This is a genomic window from Weissella coleopterorum (assembly GCF_011304355.1).
Lineage (GTDB): Bacteria > Bacillota > Bacilli > Lactobacillales > Lactobacillaceae > Weissella > Weissella coleopterorum.
Window position 1 is genome coordinate 1,504,592 of the sequence record NZ_CP049888.1, and the last position, 21,860, is coordinate 1,526,451.

Here is a 21,860-nt window from a genome sequence, read left to right on the forward strand (position 1 = left end):
AGTTAATTCAAATTTCAATGCTAGGAGATTTTAATATTTATGGTTTCTAAAATCGATCAAGATTCAATGCGCGAGACCAATCGCAAACTGATGCTTCAGGTCCTTTTCAATGCTGAACAAACATCTCGGGTTGAGATTGCCGACCAGGTTCACCTGCACAAATCTACGATTTCATCTATTTATCGCAATTTGGAGGAAGAAGATTTTATTGAGGAACTTGGTGATGGTGTGGCTTCCAATGCGGGGGACGGCGTCCTAAGTTAATTCGCTTTAATCATAATTATGGTTACATTGTAACTTTTGATCTAAGCCGTGGTCATCTACGATATCTTGTTGCCAATATTACCGGCGAAGTGATCCAAAACGGTGAATTTCAAACACGTAATTTACCAATTTCAAATATTCAACAACTAGCCATTGATTTTATTCAAGGATTGGATGATTTAGGTACTAATCATGGCTTAATTGGTATCGGTCTGGGCATTCATGGTGTAGTTTTTAAAAATAAAATTAGTTATGTCCCCTATCACGAAGATTTATTAACCCTAAATATCGTCGAAAATTTGGAAGATCAATTTCAGGTTCCCGTCTACTTAGAAAATGAAGCCAACTTAGCCGCAATCTATACACGAGATTTTCAAGGGCATTTGTTAGATCCCAATATCAGAACATTTAGTACTTTAAATATTCATGATGGAATCGGTTCTGGGATGATTCAAAATGATCGACTCTTTATTGGTAAACATGGTGAAGCCGGCGAAGTTGGGCGTTCTATCACTTTTCAAACTGATCTTAATCAAAATTACTCTCCCATTCATTTGGAAGATTTATTTTCAGAAGAATCGATTTTGCAACGGACGGCGATGGCCTTAAAAACTGAACAATTAAGTCGTCAAGAATTTTGTTCCTTAGTGGATCAAAAAGATCCGATCGCAACGGATATGTTACATCATTGGCTCCAAGCCTTAGCAATGATTTGTTACAATATGGCTCAACAGACTGCTCCAGATGCTATTCTGCTTTATTCACGTATTATTGCGTTAAGGCCAGAATATTTCGAATTACTCCAGCATTTTTATCAAAATATTACACCTAACTCTGATACCAAAATTTTATTTGCCCACCAAACTGTGGATAAAGCAATCTTGCTTGGCGGTGTCGCCTTAGTAACCCGTAAATTACTTAACTTTGATAATTTCAAGCTTTCTTTTCATTAAATTTATCCGGACCGATTGTCGTTTTAGATAGTTGGTCTTTTTTGATGTTAGTTGCATTGAACAACTAACTAGGTTAATATTACTTTGAAGTAAACGTTTTCATATTTTATTCAAAGGAGCATATTATGAAAATACAAAATCCGGTTTTACCTGGCTTTAACTCAGACCCTTCAATGATTCGAGTTGATGACACATACTACATTGCCACATCAACTTTTGAATGGTTCCCCGGGGTTCGCATTCACGCCTCACAAGATTTAGTGCACTGGAACTTAGTAACCAACGTGTTAGATCGCGTTGAATTATTGGATATGAAGGGAAATCCTTCGTCAGGGGGAATCTGGGCTCCAGATCTCTCATACCATGATGGGAAATTCTGGTTAATCTACACTGATGTTAAAATCACTGATGGTTCGTTTAAAGATATGAAAAATTATCTAACCACCGCAGAAAAAATTGATGGACCATGGTCTGATCCCATTTTTGTCAACGGGGTTGGGTTCGATGCCTCACTCTTCCATGACGAAAATGGCAAAAAATATCTCGTCCAACAAACTTGGGATCACCGGGAATACCGGCATCCCTTTAATGGCATTACTTTAACGGAATTTGATGTCAAGACGATGCAATTAATGCCAGCAACGGCTCGAACAATCTGGGAAGGAACCCCCGTTAAATTAGTAGAAGGTCCTCATATCTATCAAATTAATGGTCAATATTATTTGTTTGCCGCAGAAGGTGGAACTATTTTTACCCACCAAGAAGTTGTCGCGCGATCAAACAATTTAGATGCTAACTCATTCCAAACTGAGCCAGACGGTCCGTTCCTAACTAATTTTGATACCCCAAGCACCTACCTACAAAAGCAAGGGCATGGCTCATTAGTTAATACCCCCGGTGGTGAATGGTATTATGCTTCACTAACTGCTCGGCCCTGGAATCATGCTACCGAATCGGCGACCGATCCACGTGGTTGGTCAACTTTGGGACGAGAAACATCAATTCAAAAAGTGGAATGGGATGCCCAAGGTTGGCCTCGTGTCGTGGGCGGTCACGGTGGAACTACCTTCGTGGATGCGCCAAAAGACGCCATCGAAACTAAAGCGCCCACGGATCACTCTCAACATGATGAATTCACAGAAAACCATCTTGATCTAAATTGGAACACACTCCGAGTTCCATTTACCGATAAAATGGGTTCGGTTGGTCAGGGTTCACTTCAACTCATCGGTCAGGGTTCACTCGCTAATCCGTATGATCTCTCACTTATTGCGCGACGTTGGCAGGCCTTTTACTTTGATGCAACAACCAAGGTTAAATTCACACCGTACTCATATCAAGCCATGGCTGGTCTAACCAATTACTATAATCATTCTCATTGGTCGTGGATTTTCATTACCAAAAATGATGCCGGTCAATCCGTGATTGAAGTTGCCGAAAATAAAGGTGGTCTACGTAATGGCCAATACACGTCGTACCTACAAGATGCAGCCATTGTCATTCCTGAAAATACCGAATATGTATGGTTCAAGTCACAAAATCGTAAAACCTACTATACTTACCAATATTCATTTGATGGTGAAAATTGGTTTGATACCGGTGTTAAGCTGGACGCCGCCATTCTATCCGACGATTATGTCGTACAAGAATATGGCGGATTCTTCACCGGCGCCTATATTGGATTGGCTGCGGTAGACTACGCTGGCTATCATTCCACTGCAACCTTTGACTTCTTTGACTACCAGGAATTAGGTGATGTCCAAGTTGCTCCCGATCAATATACGTTTGCTGCTTCTGAAGAACGTCAATTCGACTAATTAAATTCAGTATTAATTAAAAACCAGTTCGTGAGCTCGAACTGGTTTTTTGATATTATCATTCCTTATCAGTTGCATTGAGGCGCCGCACATCAAAAGTCGTAGATAATTTAATCGTTACAAAAAAGAGTCGTAATGCTAGTAAAGACTAACATAACCGACTCTTTTATCATATTGCATGAACAATGTATTTAATAGATCTATTGTACTTCCGTTCCATCCGAATAACCATCAGCATGCGCCCGTGAACGTAGGGCAGCTTCGATTGATTCCAAAGAACGATTTCGTGTTTCGATAGTGAATTTCTTGATAAACCAGATGGCTACGAAACATAGCACTCCATAGATGATAAACAGCTTGGCAATTCCTTGCCCTTCCGCATTTAAGGCGTGTGCTGGTGTAAAGGCAATTAACAACATTGGAAATGATTGTGAAACAGCGAAATTGGCAGTCCAGTTAATTACAGCTCCAAACGAGTTTCCCAATCCTCGAATATTCAATGGGAAAGCTTCACCGATCATTACCCACATAACAGGTCCCCAGGTAGCTGAGAAGAATGCAATGTACAAAGTTAAGGCTACCACACAAATCCATGATCCAAAGTTACCAGCCCCTGCTTTCAAAACTAACATCGCCGTTGACATTAATAGTAATGACGCCCCCATTCCTAAGGCTCCATACGTTAACATCTTTTTACGATCAATTTTATCCATAATTTTAACCGCAATGGCCGTCACAATTACGTTAAAGATTCCAATTACAATATGCGATTGCAAAGCGAAGTGTTCACTGAATCCCGCTGAAATGAAAATCTTTGGTGCATAATACAAAACAGTATTACATCCCATCACCTGCTGGAAAACAGCTAAACCTAAAGCCATAATTAAGACCGGACGCGCCATTGGTCCAAATAATTCTCTAAATCCGCCCGAAGGCATTTGAGCTTGCAACTTAATATCATGTAATTCTTCTTGAACTACTTGTGGATTTGCATTAAATGTCTCTAACACATGTTGGGCTTCAGTTTCTTTTCCTTGTTTAACCAAGTAACGTGGTGATTCAGGTAAGGTTAAACCACCAAAGAATAATAATGCTGCTGGAATCGCAGCTAAACCAAGCATCCAATGCCAACCAACATGACTCGAAAGACCAAACAAACCGTGTGGTGAAAGCCATTCATTTGAGACGTATGCAAAGAAAATTCCAGTCATAATCATCAACTGGAACAACGTCCCCACTCCACCACGCTTATCGGCAGGAGCCAATTCAGCTAAGTATGTGGGAATTAAGGCCGAAGCAGCACCAACCGCAACCCCCAATAATACTCGTGAAGTGACCAACATTGCATAATTTAAACCAATTCCTGATCCCATCGCTCCAACGAAGAAAATAATAGCAGCTGTTAAGAGTAATTTCTTTCGACCAAATTTATCAGACATCGGTCCAATAATGGCTGCCCCTAAAATCGCACCCAAAAGAACAGACGCCGTAATAAATCCATCTTCAAATGAACCTGCTTGAATTCCTAGTTCCTTTCCAATGAACAACATGGCCCCTGAGATAACCCCAGTGTCATATCCAAATAGTAACCCACCTAGGGCTCCAAAGAAATAAATCCAACTAGTTGACATGTGTTTTTTACTAGCCATGACAATTTTGCCTCCTAAAAACAAAAAGAATATATAAGTTAAGATGCAAGCGATTGAAAGCGCTTACTAATTTACAAAACTTATTGTACTCCAGTTGGTTGGTTCTCGCAACCAACTTTTTAAAAATTAAAAAAATAGGGTACCAAAACCAATCTGGTACTCTATCTCTGTATTAATTTAATTATTTTTCTTGAATTTTTCTTAGGATTTCCCGACGATGTTTATTCCAAGCTGGTACTAAACACAAAACTGACGCTAACCATGCTAAAGGATTTGAAAGACTTGCTCCATAAAAACCAAACCAGATCACTAAGACAAAGGCACCTAATGAACGTGAGAACATTTCGGCAAAACCAGCCAGTGTAGGCGCTTTGGTGTTTCCTAAACCTTGTAATGCATACCGCAAAATAAACAAGATTCCTAGGATCGCATAAAAAGGTCCGTTCGCCCCAAAATAAGTTTGAGCTAAATGTTGAATTACCGCACCATCCCCACTATGGGAATCTAAGAATAGTTGAACCAGGTACCGACCAAAACTGATTTCAAAAATACCTAAGATAATTCCAAAACCAATATTAATTTTCAAAGCTTGTCGCATACCCACTAAAATACGACGATATTCACCCGCTCCATAATTTTGGGCCACGTAAGTTGCCATGGTCACTCCAAAAGACATCAAGACGAGCACCAAAATTTGATCAACTTTTGAAGCCGCAGTATATCCAGCTACCGCATCTGTACCCAATGAATTTATTGCGGCTTGTAATGTCATTGAACCAATTGCGATGACGGATTGTTGAAAGCCCATTGGTAACGCCGCAGACAAGTGAATTTTGATTTCATTAGCATCCCATTTTAAATCTGCTTTTGTAATATGCAAAACTGGGATGAATTTTTTAATATGCCACCAACTTGTCGCCGTTGAAATTCCATACGCTGTTACGGTTGCCGCTGCTGCTCCTGCCGTGCCCCAACGAAAGACGATGATAAATAATAATTCCAATAAAATGTTAATAACCATCCCTAAGATCAAATGATACAACGGGGCGCGCGAGTTTCCAACCGCACGCATTTCATTAGCTAAAATATTATAACCTACCTGAGTTACCAGTCCCCCCCAAATAATTACGATGAAGGCGTAGGCCATCTCAAAAATACTCTGCGGAGTTTGCATCAACGTCAAAAGCCCGCGTAATCCGACGACTCCGACCAAGGTTAAAACCACTGTAATCAGACCGGAGGCTAGGATACTCTGCCCAAATGAGCGCCGTACACCGGCCCAATCTTGAGCACCATATCGCTGGGCAGTAATGATCGACATTCCCGATGTCACCCCGCCCACAAATCCTAATGCTAAAAACATCACCGAACCAGTTGACCCAACCGCCGCAAGCGCTTGAACTCCCAATGTCTGACCAACAATTAACATATCAATAATATTATATAAATTTTGAAATAAATATCCTACGATAATGGGTAACGTAAACAGCATAATTAATTTAACTGGATTACCCTTTGTTAAATCTTGCATCTTCCTACTACTCCTCTTCCCCTCAGTTCAACCTTGGTATAATTTTTCAATTGAAGTTCAAATCAGACCCATCCTAGTCGCCTTTCACAACTAACTGAATATTATGTTTTAATTTACCATTTTTCTTCTTAATATAAAACACCCCAAAAGTTAAAATAACTCTGGGGTGTAGATGAATCCGACTCAAACATACGGATTATTTTCGTCGTTTCCTAACTTCACGCGGCAGTGCACCATAATATTGTTCAAACAATTTTGTACCCAATCGAATATTATTAACACCATTATCTTCAAAAATATTATGAATCGGTTTATCACTATTTACAATCTCAAAATGTACATGTGACAAGCGGACCAAATAAATATAACGATTCAACGAAACACCCGTTTTTTGTTTAAAAATACGACTTAAATAGTCAGGATTATAGTGAAACTTATGGGCTAAATCGTTGACTGTAAGTGTAGTTGCATAATTTTCATTAATATCAGCCAGCACTTCTTTCAAACGTTTATCTTGACCAACATTAATTAGCACACTATCTTGACCATATTTCGTGAAAATCAAATATAAGCAATGTAACATCAATTCGTTAAACTTAAAGCGATAGCCCCGCTCCTTATGCTGATACACTTGAACCATTTCCCGTAAGCTCGCGACGATGTCTTGATATACAACGTCAAGTCGATCCTGCTTTTGAATGGTAAATAAGATATTATCAGGATTATCCCAATATTTTTCCAAATAAGAAATCGGAATTTGTAAGACGACGGAACAATTTTTCTCATGGTTTGAGGAGTGGAGCACCCCCGAACCAATCGCAATAAACTCACCTGCTTGTAATACAACTTGTTGTGCTTCATAACTAAAGGTGACTGTTCCTGACAAAACTAAGACAATTTCAATATGGCGATGCCAGTGTGACGGCTTAAACCCTGGATCTTCCCGCGAGACAAAAATTCGTACGTCGACATCGTTATTATTAACGACTACTTCGTATTCACCACCTTTTTCATCCGCCATAATATCGCTGTCCTCTTATTTCATCTTTTTAATCAATTTTTTTCCAAACTGGTAAACTCAAATAATCATAATTTTCAGCCATCCATTGACCATGAGCATCCACGATCACTTCCCGACCATCAATCACATGTTGCCAACGCCCAGCTGGCAAATAATAATCAACATCCCCATTTTCGCTCATAACGGGTGCAACCAAAAGCTTTGCTCCAAACATATATTGACGATCCAAGTCAGCACAATTAGCATCATTTGGGAATTCCAAATACATTGGACGCATGAGTGGAATTCCTGCTGTGACCGAGGCCTTAGCTTCGCTGTAAATATATGGCATCATCTTTTGTTTTAGTTTGGCGAAATTACGTGTTACATCAACTGCTTCTTCATCAAAGAGCCATGGAACCCGATATTGAATATTACCATGGTACCGCGAATGACTCGACAAAAGACCAAATTGAGTCCAGCGCTTGTAAATTGCGGCACTCGCATTTTCTTCAAATCCGCCAATATCATGACTCCAAAAAGTAAATCCGGATGACATTAAGCTCAACCCACCACGCAGAGTATCAGCCATTGAGTGGAATTGGCTTAAATTATCACCACCCCAATGGACCGGATATTGTTGTCCACCCACGGTGGCCGAACGCGCAAAGACTACTGCCTCGTCTGCACCTTTTTCTTGCTGTAAGAGCTCAAAGACTGCTTGGTTGTAACGATGGGTGTAATAATTATGCTCACCCTCTGGATTATTACCATTATAATAAACTGCATCATGCATTGGAATTCGTTCTCCAAAATCAGTTTTGAAGCAATCTACTCCCATATCTAAGAGATTTTTCAACAAACCTTGATACCATTGTACGGCTTCTGGATTTGTAAAATCAACAATTGCATTTCCAGGTTGCCACAAATCCCATTGCCAAACATTCCCATCAGTTCGTTTAATGAAGTAACCTTTTTCCTTACCAATTTTAAACAGACGTGACTTTTGTGAGATATATGGATTAATCCAAACACAAACTTTCAAACCTCGGTCATGCAACCGTTGAATTAAGCCTTCAGGATCAGGGAATTGTTCCTTATCCCATTCAAAGTTACTCCATTCAAAGCCCTTCATCCAGAAGCAATCAAAGTGGAAGACTGATAATGGAATATCCCGCTCAAACATCCCATCGATAAACTTCATCACGGTTTCCTCTGAATAATCCGTTGTAAATGAAGTTGATAACCATAGTCCAAAAGTCCATTCAGGTGGTAAGGTGGAACCACCCGTTAACTTATTATACTTACCTAAAACATCTTTGGGAGTTTCACCAGCAATGATGTAGTATTCAAGGCTTTCACCCCGGGTTGAGAAGCTGACACGATCTACAACTTCCGTTGCCACTTCAAAGCTTGTGGGTTGGCTTTCATTTACAAAAACGCCATAATAAGTCCCCTTGGCATCTTTTGAAATTCCGGATTTTGCTGCGATATAAAAGGGAATTGATTTATAACTTTGATCAGAACCAGTTCCACCATCACGATTAATAATATCAATCGTTTGACCATTTTTAACGAATGGTCCAAAGGTTTCCCCAAAACCATAAACCTTGGTTCCTGGCAATAAACTAAGTTGTTCCCGCATATAATGATCTGCCCGAGTGATTTGGCGATCACTAACCATGGCTTGTGCCCCTACAACCGTATTGGGATGCATAACTTGACCAAGCTGCTGACCAGATAAATCATCAATCGATCCCTGCGCTTTAAACTCTGAACCAGTAATCCGCTTCCCTTGATAATTAAAATCTAGGTTGAATTTATTATGCAGATCAACCGTTAATTCTAAATCACCACTTTTAAATCTAGCTTGTTTGGGATCCACCTTAATGTCTGGTGTAACAGCTTGTTGCTCCAATTGATATAAAGGATTGTGATCATCTTGATCAAAATGCTTTAATTCGATCCCAATCACATCTGGTGCTGGGCTAAACACGGACATGGTTGTATTACCAACATCTAACATATCACTTCGCGAAGCCAATTGTTGGTAACTTGAGTTAACCACTAAAGTTTCACTATTTTTATCAGCTTCTTGAGCGGTGAGAACTTTGGTATCAAAGGCTTCAATGGGTGAATTAATAATATATTCATCTTTGCCTAACCAGTATCCATTTGAAAATTTCATAATTTATACCCTCTTTTATATTTTCTATGCTAATCCTTCAGTTTCACGTTGGTGTTTTTCATCTAAGTCTTTTACCATTTGTGGTTCCAATTTATCAACATTGTTAAACAACAACACCAAACCAGACGCCACATAACCAATCAATGGAATCCAAATAAATCCAAGGCGAATAGCATCAAGCGCTGATGCGGTTTGACCAGCTGATGAGCCAGCCGTTGCTGCCACATAGCCGCCGCCCGCCAAAACAGCTGAAAGCAACATACTTCCCAATCCCATTCCTAACTTGGCACTAAATGAACTAAATGAAGTGACAAAACCTTCGGCGCGGACGCCATTCTTCCACTCCCCAAAATCAACAGCATCGGAAAGCATCACAGCAATCAATGCTCCGACTAGACCATAGCTAATATAGTAAACTAGCATTCCAAACAAAATCATAGGTACATTCCCATTCATTTGATCAGCAAAATGCAAAATCAATTGTGAGATGGCAGTTCCAACCATTCCGATCAACATAGTATTTCTTTTTCCAATTAATCTTGAGAAGAATGGAACCATTGCCGTTGAAATCAAAGTAATAATGGTTCCAGCTAAAACTGCACTCCCTAAAGCTTCATTATGCAAAACGTACTTGAAATAATATGGTAGAGAACTTTGACGAATGGAAAAACTTCCCCAGTAAACAAAGTTAATGAAAATAATGATAACCCAAGGATAATTTCCTTTCAGTGCTTTAATTGATTCACGCATTGGTACAGAACGATTTGAATCTTTGGTTACTACTCGTTCCCGAGTTCCTTTAAAGGCAGTCATTAAACAAATCACAGTTACGATTCCAAGGATCACTGCCCAGATGAACCAACCAGTAGCTGAAGTTGATGGGTTTGAGTTATGCTTATCAAAGATTCCAGCGAAGAAAGCCACAGCTGGTAATGTTAATGGTAGAAATACAGCGGCACCTAAGTTTCCAAAGAATTGACGCACCGTTGAAAGTGTCACACGTTCTTGTGGATTACTGGTCATTGCCGGTAAAATTGAAGTTACGGGAATATTAATTCCTGAATACAATACTTTCGCTCCAATATATGCAACGTAAATCCAGACAATTTTCCACGTCATCGGCAAATTAGGTGCCGAGAATGACATAATACAGAAAAGCGCGAATGGTACAGAGAACCAAAGCCAGTATGGCCGTGACTTTCCCCACTTAGTGTGCGTTCGATCAATAAATTGCCCCCAGATCACACCATCAACTGAATCAATAATTGCTGTTAATGCGAATAGTCCTGCCACAACCGATGCTTTAATCCCCATCGTATCAGTGCTAAACACCATAAAATAAGTCCCTACAATTTGAAAAATTGTATTACAACCAAAATCTGACATGGCATAAGCTAGCCGTTCAGGCCATTTAACTTGATTACCATTATTCATAATATTTCTCCTTCGAATTACTCCATTGCTAAAATATAAAAACAATTTATTAGTTTTTTAATGCAAGCGCTTACAAATGTTAGTATCATTCAGATCTTAAAAATAATCAATTTAATTACGTGAAAGAGTCAGGAACCATATAGTGACAAGTAAGATATATCCATTTATTGGTATTACCTAACAACTAACTCCGATATAGTAAATTCCATCAAAAAAAGAGACTGGTGATCAGTCTCTTTTCAATTCAATTTCCCTTTAACATTACTATCGATGGTTTTTTTGGAAATTCATAATAAATTGTTCAACAATCTGATCAGCAGTGAAATTAAAATAGTCCAATACCTGTTCGGCTTTACCGCTCAGACCAAACTGATCAATTCCCAAATTAATTCCGGCTAATCCAGTATACTTCGCCCAACCAAACGTGGTCCCCATTTCAATAGATAGCCGCGAAGTAACATTTTTAGGGAATATCTTTTCTTGGTATTCGCGCGGTTGTTGATCAAATAATTCCATTGACGGCATAGAAACCACTCTCACATCATAACCTTCTGTTGCTAGGTGTTGTTGCGCTGTTAATGCCAGCTGAACTTCCGAACCAGTCGCAATTAAAATCCCATCTGGCTCCATTGTCTTGGCTTCGGCAAGAATATAAGCACCATGTTGTCCTAGTTCCACCTTGGTTGCTTCTAAACATGGCACTTTTTGCCGTGTTAAAACTAATACCGACGGCCCATGAGTATTCTTTAAAATTGATTGCCAACTAGCTAGAACTTCCTTTCCATCTGCCGGACGATGAACAGTAACATTCGGAATAGACCTTAAGCTGGCTAATTGCTCAATCGGCTCATGTGTGGCTCCATCTTCACCAACAGCAATCGAATCATGCGTAAAGATGTAAATAACTGGTAAGTTTTGAATGGCTGCTAACCGAATTGCTGGTTTCATATAATCACTGAATGCAAAGAAAGTTGAGACAAAAGTGGTCGTCCCGCCGGCTAAAGCAATTCCATTCGCAATTGTGGCCATCCCAAATTCCCGCACTCCATAATAAATATTATTACCCTGCGGAGTTAGATTAGTAAACGCCCCACTCTGATCCAATTTGGTTTGGTTTGATGATGACAAATCAGCCGAACCACCCCAAAAATTACAATTATCAGCACTAAGCCTTTGCATAATGATATGGTTGGTTGTCCTGGTTGCCATATCTTTCTTATCAATATTCATACCATCAGGCATTTCAAGTGAAGAATGTTTTAATTGTTGGTACAAGTTCGGGTATTCAATTTGATATTGATCCCACTGAGCTTGCCACAGATCATAAACGGTCTCTTTTTGCAGTACAATTTCGTGAAAATAATCATAGATCTGATCCGGAATTTCAAATGGTTGAAAATCCCATTGATAAAATGCACGTGTGGCCTCGATATTTGCTGAACCTAAGGCGCTTCCATGCACTTGATTAGTTCCTTGTTGTGGTGATCCATATCCTATGATCGTCTTAACTTCAATCATCGCTGGACGTTCAGTTTGTTTTGCTAATTCAATCGTTTGCTGTAATGCCAATAGATCATTGCCATCTTTAACCAAGAAATAATCCCAATTATCTGCCTGACAACGCTGCCTTAAACTTTCATTCGTGGATAAGTTCAAGGCCCCATCAAGCGTCACATTGTTCGAATCAAACAAAACCACTAATTTGTCTAGCTGTTTATCCCCTGCAATACCTAAGACCTCATGACTTACACCTTCCATTAAGTCCCCATCGCCAACCAAAGCATAGGTGTAATGATCAAAAATTTCAAAACCCGGACGATTATATAAACTGGCTAAATGTTTTTCAGCCATAGCCATACCGATTGCCATCCCCAAGCCTTGACCTAAGGGACCCGTAGAAGCGTCTACTCCTGGTGTTACCTGCCATTCTGGATGCCCAGGTGTCTTAGATTGTATTCGCCGAAAATTTTTCAAATCATCAATTGAAACATCAAATTCCATGAGATGTAAAAGAGCGTAAAGCATAGATGAACCGTGCCCAGCACTTAACACAAACCGATCCCGATTGATCCAGGTCGGATCCTGCGGATTAACGTTAAATTCATTTTTCCACAAAGCATACGCCATTGGGGCTGCCCCAAGTGGCAGCCCTGGATGCCCACTTTGCGCTTTTTGAATCATATCAATACTTAAAAAACGAATCGCATTAATTGCGGCTTGATCCATTCCTGCCAAATTCATAATTTATGCCTCCCCCGATACTATTTTTTTGTCACGTTGATTTAAAATAAAGCTCGTCAATACTACAACACCTAAGAATCCCAAGATTCCAATCGTCAAGGCCAATGCTCCATTTTGTCCCACAGTTCCCAATAAAATACCTGGAACTAAATAATCAGTATCGGCAAACGTTGATGAGGCAAGTGAAAGTGAACCTAATACCGGTAGAATCAATAATGGCAACCATGAAATCAATAAACTATTAACAGCTGATCCAATGATAGCCCCTCGTTTTCCACCAGTCGCATTCCCAAAAATCCCGGCCGCTGCGCCACAAAAGAAATGACCTACTACACCGGGAATAATTACCGTCGTCTTCATCCAAATCATGACTAACATACTTAATGTTCCGACAATAAATGAGACAAAGAATCCAATGAGCACGGCATTAGGTGCATACCCAAAAATGATCGGTACATCTAAGGCCGGCTTTGAATTTGGGACTAGCTTTTTAGCAATTCCTTGGAAAGCAGGAACAATTTCACCTAAAATCATACGTACACCTTGTAAGACTACGACGAAACCAGCCGCAAATGTTCCGGCTTGAATTAAAGCATAAATAATAAAGTTAGTCCCAGCACTTAATTTACGCTCCACAAATGCGGGGCCGGCAGCCACCGCTAAAACGATATAAACGATTGCCATCAAAATCGTAATTGAGATAGTGGAATCTCGTAAAAAGCCTAATGACTTTGGTACATTAATCTTTTCCGTTGAATCTTCTGGGTCACCAAACAAACTACCAATCCAACCAGATAATGCATAACCAATATTACCTGTATGACCCATTGCCACATTATCAGCATGGGTAATTTTTCGCATAAAAGGCTGACATAATGCCGGCGTCACCGTCAACAAAGTTCCTTCAAAAATACCACCTAACAAAATCGTCATCCAAGACTGTCCTAACCCCGCACTAGTCAAGACAACGGCCGATAAACATGAAACATATAACATCGCCTGCCCAGTTAGAAAAACATATTTAAACCGAGTAAAACGGGCTAAGGTAATGTTTACGACCATTCCCACTAACATAATTAAAGCAGTGGAAGACCCGAATTTTGTCAAGGCCATTGCCACTACGGCTTCATTACTCGGAACTACTCCTTGTACATGTAAAGCAAATTTGAACATTTTAGCAAACGGATCGAGGGAAGTAACTAAAATCCCTGCACCACCAGTTAAAACTAAAAATCCTACAAATGTTTTAATGGTCCCAGAAATTAATTCAGTTGTTTTCTTCTTTTGTAAAGCTAGCCCCAGTAAAGCAATTAAGGAGACTAAAATAGCTGGCTGAGTTGCAATTGAAACAAATAAACTCAATATATTTTTCATAATTCAATACCATTCCTAATTTTATTACTAAGAGTGAGCAATGTTTTCTCGATCAAGCACCTGAACTACAGCGGCTTTAACTTCATCTGCATCAATAATTGATTTTAACAAGACTAAACGTTCCCTGGGCAAATTTGATACCGCCTCAGCTAAAGTACTTTCAATGAAAAAATAGTCTGCGGAACCGGCCGTTGCACTCCCCACATCAACATGTTCAATTTCAATATTTTCTGTTACATTCAAGTCAATTAAAACCTGTTTAATATTCATCTCAACCATGAAACTGGTTCCCAATCCAGACTGGCATACAGCTAAAAATTTCATATTTCTTTCTCCTATATTTATTTAATATTTACGGATTCAATAATGTCTGCGATTGCGCGAATTGTAGATGCCTCGTTTAGCTGTAATAATAAATCCTTATCCATCAATAACTGAGTTAATTCTTGCAATAGTTTTAAGTGTGATGTATCATCAGGCGCCGCTAGAACAAACCACAAGGTGACCGGATGTTCTGCGTTAACAAGATCAACTGCAGAATTAGTTTTTAATAAAGAAATTCCCACTTGATTAACATCATTACTCGATTTGGCATGCGCAAGTGCAATTTTAGGACCAATATTAATATATGGTCCTGCTTCTTCGACATTTTTAATCATTGCCTCGACATAAGTGCTTTTAATCACGCATTCTTCCAATAACGGCTGTGCTGCTACGGTAATGGCTTTTCGCCAGTCTTTTCTGTCGAATAAATCATCTGAAATTTGAATCGTCTTTTCATTAAGTAATTTCTTTAACATGCTCGTTTTCTCCCTCTCTAGTACTAGTACACAACCTATACTAATACAAAATGTAAGCGCTACCAAGATGATTGCTTGCACTATCTGAAAGTGCAATTTTTTTACTAGAAATCTATGCTATACTTTGACCAACATTCCCATTCCCAAACCACGGAGGTTTAGCTATGCTGATTTTAAAATCAAAAATTCTGAAGCCTTTATTAGAGGCGTCTTATTTTTTAACTATTGATGAAATTATAAGTACAACTCAAATTACCAAAAGAACTTTTTTCTATCAGCTGAGTAAACTCAATCATTGGCTTGCCGACGATCTAAATCTTGAACCAGTTGAAAACATTCGTCATATGGGATATTTTTTACCTGAAAACACAAAAAAGGCTTTAAACCGCACGAGCGTCAGTTTAAAGCCACAGTTATCAATTCAGGCCCGACAAAATAATATTATTTTTAAAATGATTAATGAGCCAGATCCCGTCAGTTTGAAAACATTCGCTGATTGTTACCAAGTTTCCAAAAAAACGATCATTTCTGATTTAAAGACAATTCAAAAGGTGCTCCCCCCTAATCTCAAATTGAAAACTTCAAATCAAGGCCATTTAATTAGCGGACCAAAAGTGGAACAACGGAGTTTGATCTTTCAATTTTTTGAAACCATTGATCTTTCTCAAATTGAAACTTTTCATCAAAATAAAATTGAAAAAATGTTAACCGATTTTGAAAAAGCAACTGGAAATAAATTAAGTAACTCATCGCAAGAGTTATTAAAAAAATATTTTAGTTGGTATTTTAAATACATTTCTATTGCAGATAATCGTTTATCTAAAATTATTTCACAGTCCAACAACATTCTCGGAATTCAATGGGCCAACAAAATCCTAAGCCAAACTTTTCAGATTAGTTCCCTTCCTGAAGCTAATTATTTAGTGAATACCATCTTTCAGACGCAATTAAACTCAGCCAATGAAGATTATGGCTATAAACATGAAATGAATCAAATTGCCGAAAAAATAATCCATCGGTTTAGCAATATTTCTGGTGTAGAATTTAATGATCAGACTTTGATCAATCATTTAGCAACTCATCTAATTACCGCATACTACCGAATCAATAACCAACAACCCGTCAACGATCTAGAGTTAAAACCTATCTTCCATAATTATCGTCAATTAATCCGCTTAACGGACTATGCGATCGATCCTTTTCGATCAATCGTAAAATATCCAATCAGTAATGCTGAATTAGCACTAATTAGCTTGTATTTTGGTGGCATTTTAGAAAACCAAGTACTTCCTAAAAACAACGAGCAGGCCTTAGTTTTAGTCGTCTGTGGAAATGGTTTAGGAACCTCCCAAATTCTGCGACAACAACTTCAAAAAATGTATCCCAATTTACTATTTCAAATTTCATTTGATAATTTATCACCTGATTCACAGGAACTCCAACAAGCTCAATTAATTATTTCCACCGTGCATCTCGAAAATAATTTTAGCGTACCTGTAGTTGTGGTCCATCCCCTTCCAACTGACCAAGACCTATACGCCATCAATCTCCAGCTAACTCAACTAAAATTGATCCCAAATAATTCCAGTATTGAGGCTTTATTAGATATCATTGATATGTATTGTAAAGTAAATGATTATACTGGTTTACGAAAAAGTTTAAGCAATTATCTCGATCCAATTGCAAAATTAAAGCCCCTTCTGCATGAAAATTACCAGCCAGGATTAATTGAATTATTGGACCAGCGAATTCAAACTCAAACTACCTCACTTACCCTTACCGAAGCCATAGCAATGGTCAACCAGCCGCTCTTCAATGATCAAATCACGACCCTCCAATATGCAGACGATATTATTGATTTAATCAAAAATAATGGACCATATATGATGCTAAACCAAAATATTTTACTGGCCCATGGTAAAACCAATAACCACGTTTTAGGAACGGGTTTCAGTATTTTAATTTTAGAAAAACCAATTAGTTTAGATCATAATAATTATTTAATTGATATTATCATTTGTTTTGCCACTATTAATGAATCTGCACACCTACAAGGGTTATCAGACTTATTAAAAATTGTAACTAACCCAACCAATGTAAATCAATTACGGCATAGTAAAAATAAGCAAGATATTCTTGCTATTTTAGAAATTTAAAAAGGAATTAAACAATAAAAAACTTCTCTCATTTTGAATTGATTTCATAATCCTAATGAGGGAAGTTAAATCATTTGATAAATTGGTTGTTAGATAAAGATCAATGACTAAACTCAAAATACTCTGGGTAGTTTTTGATAACATCGGATTGTTCTTGAACCATTAATCCGTCGTGTTTACCGACGATTCTTTTCATTTCATGATCATCCCCTGCCTCTAGTGCGTCTAAAATGGTTTCATGATCATGATCTAAAGTTCCCCATGATAATCCTGAGACCTTCAATCGAATCCATCGAAACCGATTCAATTGATGCGAAATACTCTGAACGCTATCCCAAGCTAATAATTTATCGGCCATTTGATAGAAATATTTATGGAAAGCCTCATCTTCTTTAAAAAACAGATCGTATTCTTTATTAGCTAGAAAGATCTTTTCACGCTTGATAATTTCACGTAGTTGCTCAATATCGTATGCGGTCACCACGCTAATTGTTGAAGAAAAGAGCCGCATTTCTAAAGTCTGGCGAATATAGCGAGCATTTTCGGCACTATCCATATTAATTTTAGATACAAAAGTTCCGGATTGTGGGATCGAATACATTAGCCCATCATTTCGTAACTTCAAAATAGCCTCTCGAACAGGTGTTCTACTCATTTTTAATTCTTCAATTAATTCTTTTTCTACAATTTTTTGTCCGGGTAGTAATTCTAGAGTCATAATTTTATGCATGATACTTCGATAAGCATCAAATTGCATATTAGAAACATTTAGCATGACATAATTCTCCAAATTATATTTTATTTTTAAACAGAGATGGCTATCTAAATTTTTTTAATTAGCTCCTATTTAAATATTTTTATCTATTATATCAATTTTTTAACTTTTTTATTATAAATTACCAACACAATAAACTATATTAGGCTTATGAAGTCAACCCCAATTCGTCCTAAAAGTGAAAAAGTTATTAATAAATTGATACATTGATACATAAAATAAAAATTTATATAATTTGGGCAATGACTTTTAAATATCTAAAACAAGAGCATTAATTATTCAGGAATAAATATATTGCCAATAACAATGCACAGACTGCAATAAATATTTTTAATTTTCGATCAGGGAAATAAAGAATTAATTTGGGACCTAAGTACCCACCAATAAACATTCCTAACCCTAAGAAAACAACCGTTCGCCAATCAATGGCAACTGATGACTGATAAATAATAAACGACAGTATATTAGTAGCGAGAGTACTAATATTTTTGATCGCATTAACTTCTACAAACGGTAAATTCAATATCATCAATAAAATTGATACCAGCATCAATCCGGCACCTGAACCAAAATAACCGATATATATTCCAATTAAAAAACCAACTAGTAGTAATAAGGGGTAATTAATTTTGACATTATTATTTGTAGCTATTTTACTAGGCATTCGTCCTGAGATAAAAAGTAGCATTGCTGACAACAAAATAAAGTACGGCACTAGATGTTCAAAATTATCTTTAGGTAAATATAATAATAAATAACTTCCTAATACACCGCCTCCCAAGGCAGAAATAATTATGGTTATTGCAATCTTAAAATTCTTTCTGATTAGACTATAAGAAGAAAAAATTGATCCTACGCCAGAAAACACTAGCGAACCAGTACTGAGTATGTTTGCCATAATTGGGGGGTATCCCAAGAAAATCAATACCGGGTAAGCCACAATTGATGCCATTCCCGCAACTGAGGCAAAAATACCCGCCACAATTCCCGCCAAAACTAAAATTCCAATAAACATTTGATCAACCTTCTTATCTAGAAATCTTTTAACCCTATTTATGGTATTTTATTCATTCAAATTTCAATGAATATCCCAAGCTATTTTCCTCGCCTACACCTATTTTAACATTTGCTTCCTTATTCAATAAATCACTCACATGTCTATCAATATCAGGTAAGCCTTGGAATGGTTCAATACATAAGAATTCAGCATTAGCCCCTTCCTTAGTCCACAAGCACAGATACCGAAAATCTTTAATATTAATTTCAATTTGATGCTTTGTAACTCCTGAATGTAAAATAATTTTATCCAAATCTTTATTTTCCAAAATGACTAGCCCTGCTTCAAACATATCATAATTTAGATTAATAACTCCATCACTATATGCACTAACCGGTATTAAATTACCTGTTCGATATGGATTTGGTGTTTTAATAATTTCAAACTGTTTTAATTCTTCTACAACAGGCTCAAATGATAGTTGATAATCACTAAAACTACCTAACCCATTAATCGGAACATTCAATGCTGGATGAGCACCAATTGAGTAGCTAAATTCCTTTTTATCCAAATTACTAATTTTAAAATTAATAAATAATTGATTTTTGTTTAGTCTAAATTCTATTTTTAAACTAAATTTAAATGGAAACAATTTCTGTGTTTCATCATTATCTGTCAATTCGAGTATCAACACCTCTGATGATTTATTATCTACCGTAAACATTTGTTCTTGAGCAAAGCCATGTTGAGGCATATTATATATTTTCCCATCATATGAATACTGATCTTCAGCTGACCTTCCGATCGATGGGAATAGAACTGGTGCATGTTTTGGCCAGATGTCACCATTCCATATATAATCAAAATTTTCCTTTTTATTCCAAATATGTGTTATTTCGGCACCCAGTTGATTAATTTCGACTTTTAAATCATTATTTTCAATAACTAGCATGATATATTCCTCGCTTATAGAAAAAAGCAAATCTAACATGTATTTTGATTTGTCATCATTACATTAGATTTGCTTTAAATGTCATTAATATTTATTACTAAAAGGCTTTTAAAGTATTTTCAATACTTCCTTCACTCTCAATTAATTGTTTGAAATATGCTTCAATTTTATTTGCCAATGGTGTCTCAGTCAGATCTAATCCAAATACTGCTTTATTAGCTAAAATTTGATTTAAACTTTGATGTACCACTTCTGGATCAATCGCCCCAAACTTAATATCAGTTAACATACTTTGCAACTCATCTTTTAAGGGATCTGGACTAAGTTCTAATGGTTGTCCTAAATCATCAATCGCCAAAAGATAACGAAGCCACCCAGCAATAATCAATGGTATTGCTTCTAAGTTATTAATATCCAGTTTATCTGAATCTAAATAGCTATTAATAGTTACACCATATCGAACGGCCATTTTTTGTGATGTGTCAGTGGCAATTCGTTGTGGTCGATCGGGAACATTTTTATTTGGTAAACGCTTTTGAATTAATTGATCAATAAAGGTCTTAGGATCAATCACTTCAGGATCTACTACCACTGGAAGATCTTCATCATATCCCAAACGTTTTACTAAATTAAGTAGTAAAGGATTATTAATGGCTTCAGCAATCGTATCAATTTTTAATAAACTTCCATAGATTGCCAACGCTGTATGCAGCGGGTTCAATAACGCTGTCACTTTCATTTGATCAACATTATTAACCGTTTCACGATTAGTCAAAATTACACCTGCTTGAGTTAAATCAGGGCGACCATTTGGAAAATCATCTTCAATGACTAAATAATGTACTTCTTCAGTATTTCCAAAAGGAGCAATGTTTGTATGTTTTGAAGTATGCAAAATTTCAGTATCTTCAAACCCATTTTCCTTGAGCTTTTGTGCCACCACTTCTGATGGATTAGGTGTAATTCGATCAATCATCGACCATGGAAAGCTCACTTTCCCAGATTCAAATAGATAATCCAAAAACTCTGGCTCAACTTTACCGTTAGCTACCCATCCATTTGCAATTATACGAACTGAGTCTTCTAATTTTTTCCCGTTTTCAGAAAAATTATCTGTACTAATCATCGCAATTGGTTTTGCTCCATGATTAAATCGTTCAAATAATAAATGCGTGATAGCCCCAATATTAGTTGTTGCTTCATCTGGTCCATTCGTGATATCCGCTTGAGCCATTTTATTTAAGGTTCCATCAATATCTGTAATAGAGTATCCTTTTTCAGTAATTGATAGCGTGACAAATTGTAATGAGTCTTGCTTAAAAACTTCAGTTAAAGCCTGCCATCCAGTTGGATTCGAATGATTAAAGTAAATACTATCCGCTACACTTCCAATTAACTCTTTATCAAAACTATCGTCACTCTTCATAACGACGCTTAAGAATCGGTTATCGTAAGGTTGATACATTTTTTCAATTACTTCATCATCATATGTTTCTGCTACAATCACCCCACTGTTCATCAAACCTTGATTAATTAAATCTTGAGCAATTTTAGCATGGAAACTACGAAATAAATTACCTCCACCAAAATGAACCCACACCGGATTATTACGTGCATTTTCAATAATTTTATTTTGATCATATTGTGGAATCACAATTCCCGCTTGATCAAATGCAGATTGATTATTTTTATAATCATCGATAACTTTAACCATTTTAATACCTCTTAA

General features: G+C 37.3%; 17 protein-coding genes. 4 read left to right on the forward strand and 13 right to left on the reverse strand.

Features of this window, described 5'->3' with window-relative positions:
* Nucleotides 1-39 precede the first annotated feature (39 nt).
* The 3 genes from G7084_RS08305 to G7084_RS07605 all read left to right on the forward strand — a co-directional run bounded on the left by G7084_RS08305 (nt 40) and on the right by G7084_RS07605 (nt 3,034).
* Nucleotides 40-264 (forward strand): winged helix-turn-helix transcriptional regulator, encoded by a 225-nt coding sequence (locus G7084_RS08305; protein ID WP_246163797.1) that lies wholly within the window; start codon nt 40-42, stop codon nt 262-264.
* Between the two features lie 89 nt (nt 265-353).
* Nucleotides 354-1,217 (forward strand): ROK family protein, encoded by an 864-nt coding sequence (locus G7084_RS07600; RefSeq protein WP_246163799.1) that lies wholly within the window; start codon nt 354-356, stop codon nt 1,215-1,217.
* Between the two features lie 125 nt (nt 1,218-1,342).
* Nucleotides 1,343-3,034 (forward strand): glycoside hydrolase family 43 protein, encoded by a 1,692-nt coding sequence (locus G7084_RS07605; RefSeq protein ID WP_166011486.1) that lies wholly within the window; start codon nt 1,343-1,345, stop codon nt 3,032-3,034.
* Between the two features lie 200 nt (nt 3,035-3,234).
* Here G7084_RS07605 and G7084_RS07610 read toward each other — a convergent pair whose 3' ends face one another.
* The 9 genes from G7084_RS07610 to G7084_RS07650 form a co-directional block, all read right to left on the reverse strand.
* Nucleotides 3,235-4,683, reverse strand: coding sequence for a sugar porter family MFS transporter (locus G7084_RS07610; protein WP_166011488.1), 1,449 nt, complete (start codon nt 4,681-4,683; stop codon nt 3,235-3,237).
* A 181-nt stretch (nt 4,684-4,864) separates the two neighbouring features.
* Nucleotides 4,865-6,214 carry an MATE family efflux transporter gene (locus G7084_RS07615; protein WP_166011490.1) on the reverse strand — a complete coding sequence of 450 codons (1,350 nt, stop codon included), beginning with the start codon at nt 6,212-6,214 and terminating at the stop codon, nt 4,865-4,867.
* Between the two features lie 196 nt (nt 6,215-6,410).
* Nucleotides 6,411-7,235 carry an AraC family transcriptional regulator gene (locus G7084_RS07620; RefSeq protein ID WP_166011491.1) on the reverse strand — a complete coding sequence of 275 codons (825 nt, stop codon included), beginning with the start codon at nt 7,233-7,235 and terminating at the stop codon, nt 6,411-6,413.
* Nucleotides 7,236-7,263: 28 nt separating this feature from the next.
* The gene (yicI, locus tag G7084_RS07625) at nt 7,264-9,402 is read right to left on the reverse strand and encodes an alpha-xylosidase (RefSeq protein WP_166011493.1); all 2,139 of its coding nucleotides are present in this window, start codon (nt 9,400-9,402) and stop codon (nt 7,264-7,266) included.
* A gap of 24 nt (nt 9,403-9,426) precedes the next feature.
* A complete protein-coding gene (locus G7084_RS07630; protein ID WP_166011495.1) occupies nt 9,427-10,836 on the reverse strand; it encodes a glycoside-pentoside-hexuronide (GPH):cation symporter in 1,410 nt (469 codons plus the stop codon).
* Between the two features lie 264 nt (nt 10,837-11,100).
* Entirely contained in the window at nt 11,101-13,077 is a 1,977-nt protein-coding gene (gene tkt / locus G7084_RS07635; protein ID WP_206212039.1) for a transketolase, read from the reverse strand.
* Between the two features lie 3 nt (nt 13,078-13,080).
* Nucleotides 13,081-14,451, reverse strand: a complete 1,371-nt coding sequence (gene ulaA, locus G7084_RS07640; protein ID WP_166011497.1) for a PTS ascorbate transporter subunit IIC — start codon at nt 14,449-14,451, stop codon at nt 13,081-13,083.
* Nucleotides 14,452-14,478: 27 nt separating this feature from the next.
* Nucleotides 14,479-14,775, reverse strand: a complete 297-nt coding sequence (locus G7084_RS07645) for a PTS sugar transporter subunit IIB (RefSeq protein ID WP_166011499.1) — start codon at nt 14,773-14,775, stop codon at nt 14,479-14,481.
* A 17-nt stretch (nt 14,776-14,792) separates the two neighbouring features.
* A complete protein-coding gene (locus G7084_RS07650) occupies nt 14,793-15,251 on the reverse strand; it encodes a PTS sugar transporter subunit IIA (RefSeq protein WP_166011501.1) in 459 nt (152 codons plus the stop codon).
* Nucleotides 15,252-15,415: 164 nt separating this feature from the next.
* Between G7084_RS07650 and G7084_RS07655 the strand changes: the two genes are divergently transcribed.
* Nucleotides 15,416-17,407, forward strand: coding sequence for a BglG family transcription antiterminator (locus G7084_RS07655; protein WP_166011503.1), 1,992 nt, complete (start codon nt 15,416-15,418; stop codon nt 17,405-17,407).
* A gap of 100 nt (nt 17,408-17,507) precedes the next feature.
* On the opposite strand, the gene G7084_RS07660 is transcribed toward G7084_RS07655, so the two are convergent.
* The 4 genes from G7084_RS07660 to G7084_RS07675 all read right to left on the reverse strand — a co-directional run bounded on the left by G7084_RS07660 (nt 17,508) and on the right by G7084_RS07675 (nt 21,845).
* Nucleotides 17,508-18,182, reverse strand: coding sequence for a GntR family transcriptional regulator (locus G7084_RS07660; protein ID WP_166011505.1), 675 nt, complete (start codon nt 18,180-18,182; stop codon nt 17,508-17,510).
* 271 nt (nt 18,183-18,453) lie between these two features.
* Entirely contained in the window at nt 18,454-19,197 is a 744-nt protein-coding gene (locus G7084_RS07665) for a sulfite exporter TauE/SafE family protein (protein ID WP_166011507.1), read from the reverse strand.
* Between the two features lie 52 nt (nt 19,198-19,249).
* The gene (locus tag G7084_RS07670) at nt 19,250-20,131 is read right to left on the reverse strand and encodes an aldose 1-epimerase family protein (RefSeq protein ID WP_166011509.1); all 882 of its coding nucleotides are present in this window, start codon (nt 20,129-20,131) and stop codon (nt 19,250-19,252) included.
* A gap of 97 nt (nt 20,132-20,228) precedes the next feature.
* Nucleotides 20,229-21,845 (reverse strand): mannitol dehydrogenase family protein, encoded by a 1,617-nt coding sequence (locus tag G7084_RS07675; RefSeq protein WP_166011511.1) that lies wholly within the window; start codon nt 21,843-21,845, stop codon nt 20,229-20,231.
* Nucleotides 21,846-21,860: the final 15 nt, after the last annotated feature.

Bases quoted from the DNA above. Each gene is read 5' to 3' on its own strand.
- G7084_RS07655 (WP_166011503.1), top strand. From the start codon at position 15,416: ATGCTGATTTTAAAATCAAAAATTCTGAAGCCTTTATTAGAGGCGTCT.
- G7084_RS07660 (WP_166011505.1), bottom strand. From the start codon at position 18,182: ATGCTAAATGTTTCTAATATGCAATTTGATGCTTATCGAAGTATCATG.
- yicI (WP_166011493.1), bottom strand. From the start codon at position 9,402: ATGAAATTTTCAAATGGATACTGGTTAGGCAAAGATGAATATATTATT.
- ulaA (WP_166011497.1), bottom strand. From the start codon at position 14,451: ATGAAAAATATATTGAGTTTATTTGTTTCAATTGCAACTCAGCCAGCT.
- G7084_RS07610 (WP_166011488.1), bottom strand. From the start codon at position 4,683: ATGGCTAGTAAAAAACACATGTCAACTAGTTGGATTTATTTCTTTGGA.
- G7084_RS07675 (WP_166011511.1), bottom strand. From the start codon at position 21,845: ATGGTTAAAGTTATCGATGATTATAAAAATAATCAATCTGCATTTGAT.
- G7084_RS07670 (WP_166011509.1), bottom strand. From the start codon at position 20,131: ATGCTAGTTATTGAAAATAATGATTTAAAAGTCGAAATTAATCAACTG.
- G7084_RS07665 (WP_166011507.1), bottom strand. From the start codon at position 19,197: ATGTTTATTGGAATTTTAGTTTTGGCGGGAATTGTGGCGGGTATTTTT.
- G7084_RS07645 (WP_166011499.1), bottom strand. From the start codon at position 14,775: ATGAAATTTTTAGCTGTATGCCAGTCTGGATTGGGAACCAGTTTCATG.
- tkt (WP_206212039.1), bottom strand. From the start codon at position 13,077: ATGAATTTGGCAGGAATGGATCAAGCCGCAATTAATGCGATTCGTTTT.
- G7084_RS07650 (WP_166011501.1), bottom strand. From the start codon at position 15,251: ATGTTAAAGAAATTACTTAATGAAAAGACGATTCAAATTTCAGATGAT.
- G7084_RS07615 (WP_166011490.1), bottom strand. From the start codon at position 6,214: ATGCAAGATTTAACAAAGGGTAATCCAGTTAAATTAATTATGCTGTTT.
- G7084_RS07620 (WP_166011491.1), bottom strand. From the start codon at position 7,235: ATGGCGGATGAAAAAGGTGGTGAATACGAAGTAGTCGTTAATAATAAC.
- G7084_RS08305 (WP_246163797.1), top strand. From the start codon at position 40: ATGGTTTCTAAAATCGATCAAGATTCAATGCGCGAGACCAATCGCAAA.
- G7084_RS07630 (WP_166011495.1), bottom strand. From the start codon at position 10,836: ATGAATAATGGTAATCAAGTTAAATGGCCTGAACGGCTAGCTTATGCC.
- G7084_RS07605 (WP_166011486.1), top strand. From the start codon at position 1,343: ATGAAAATACAAAATCCGGTTTTACCTGGCTTTAACTCAGACCCTTCA.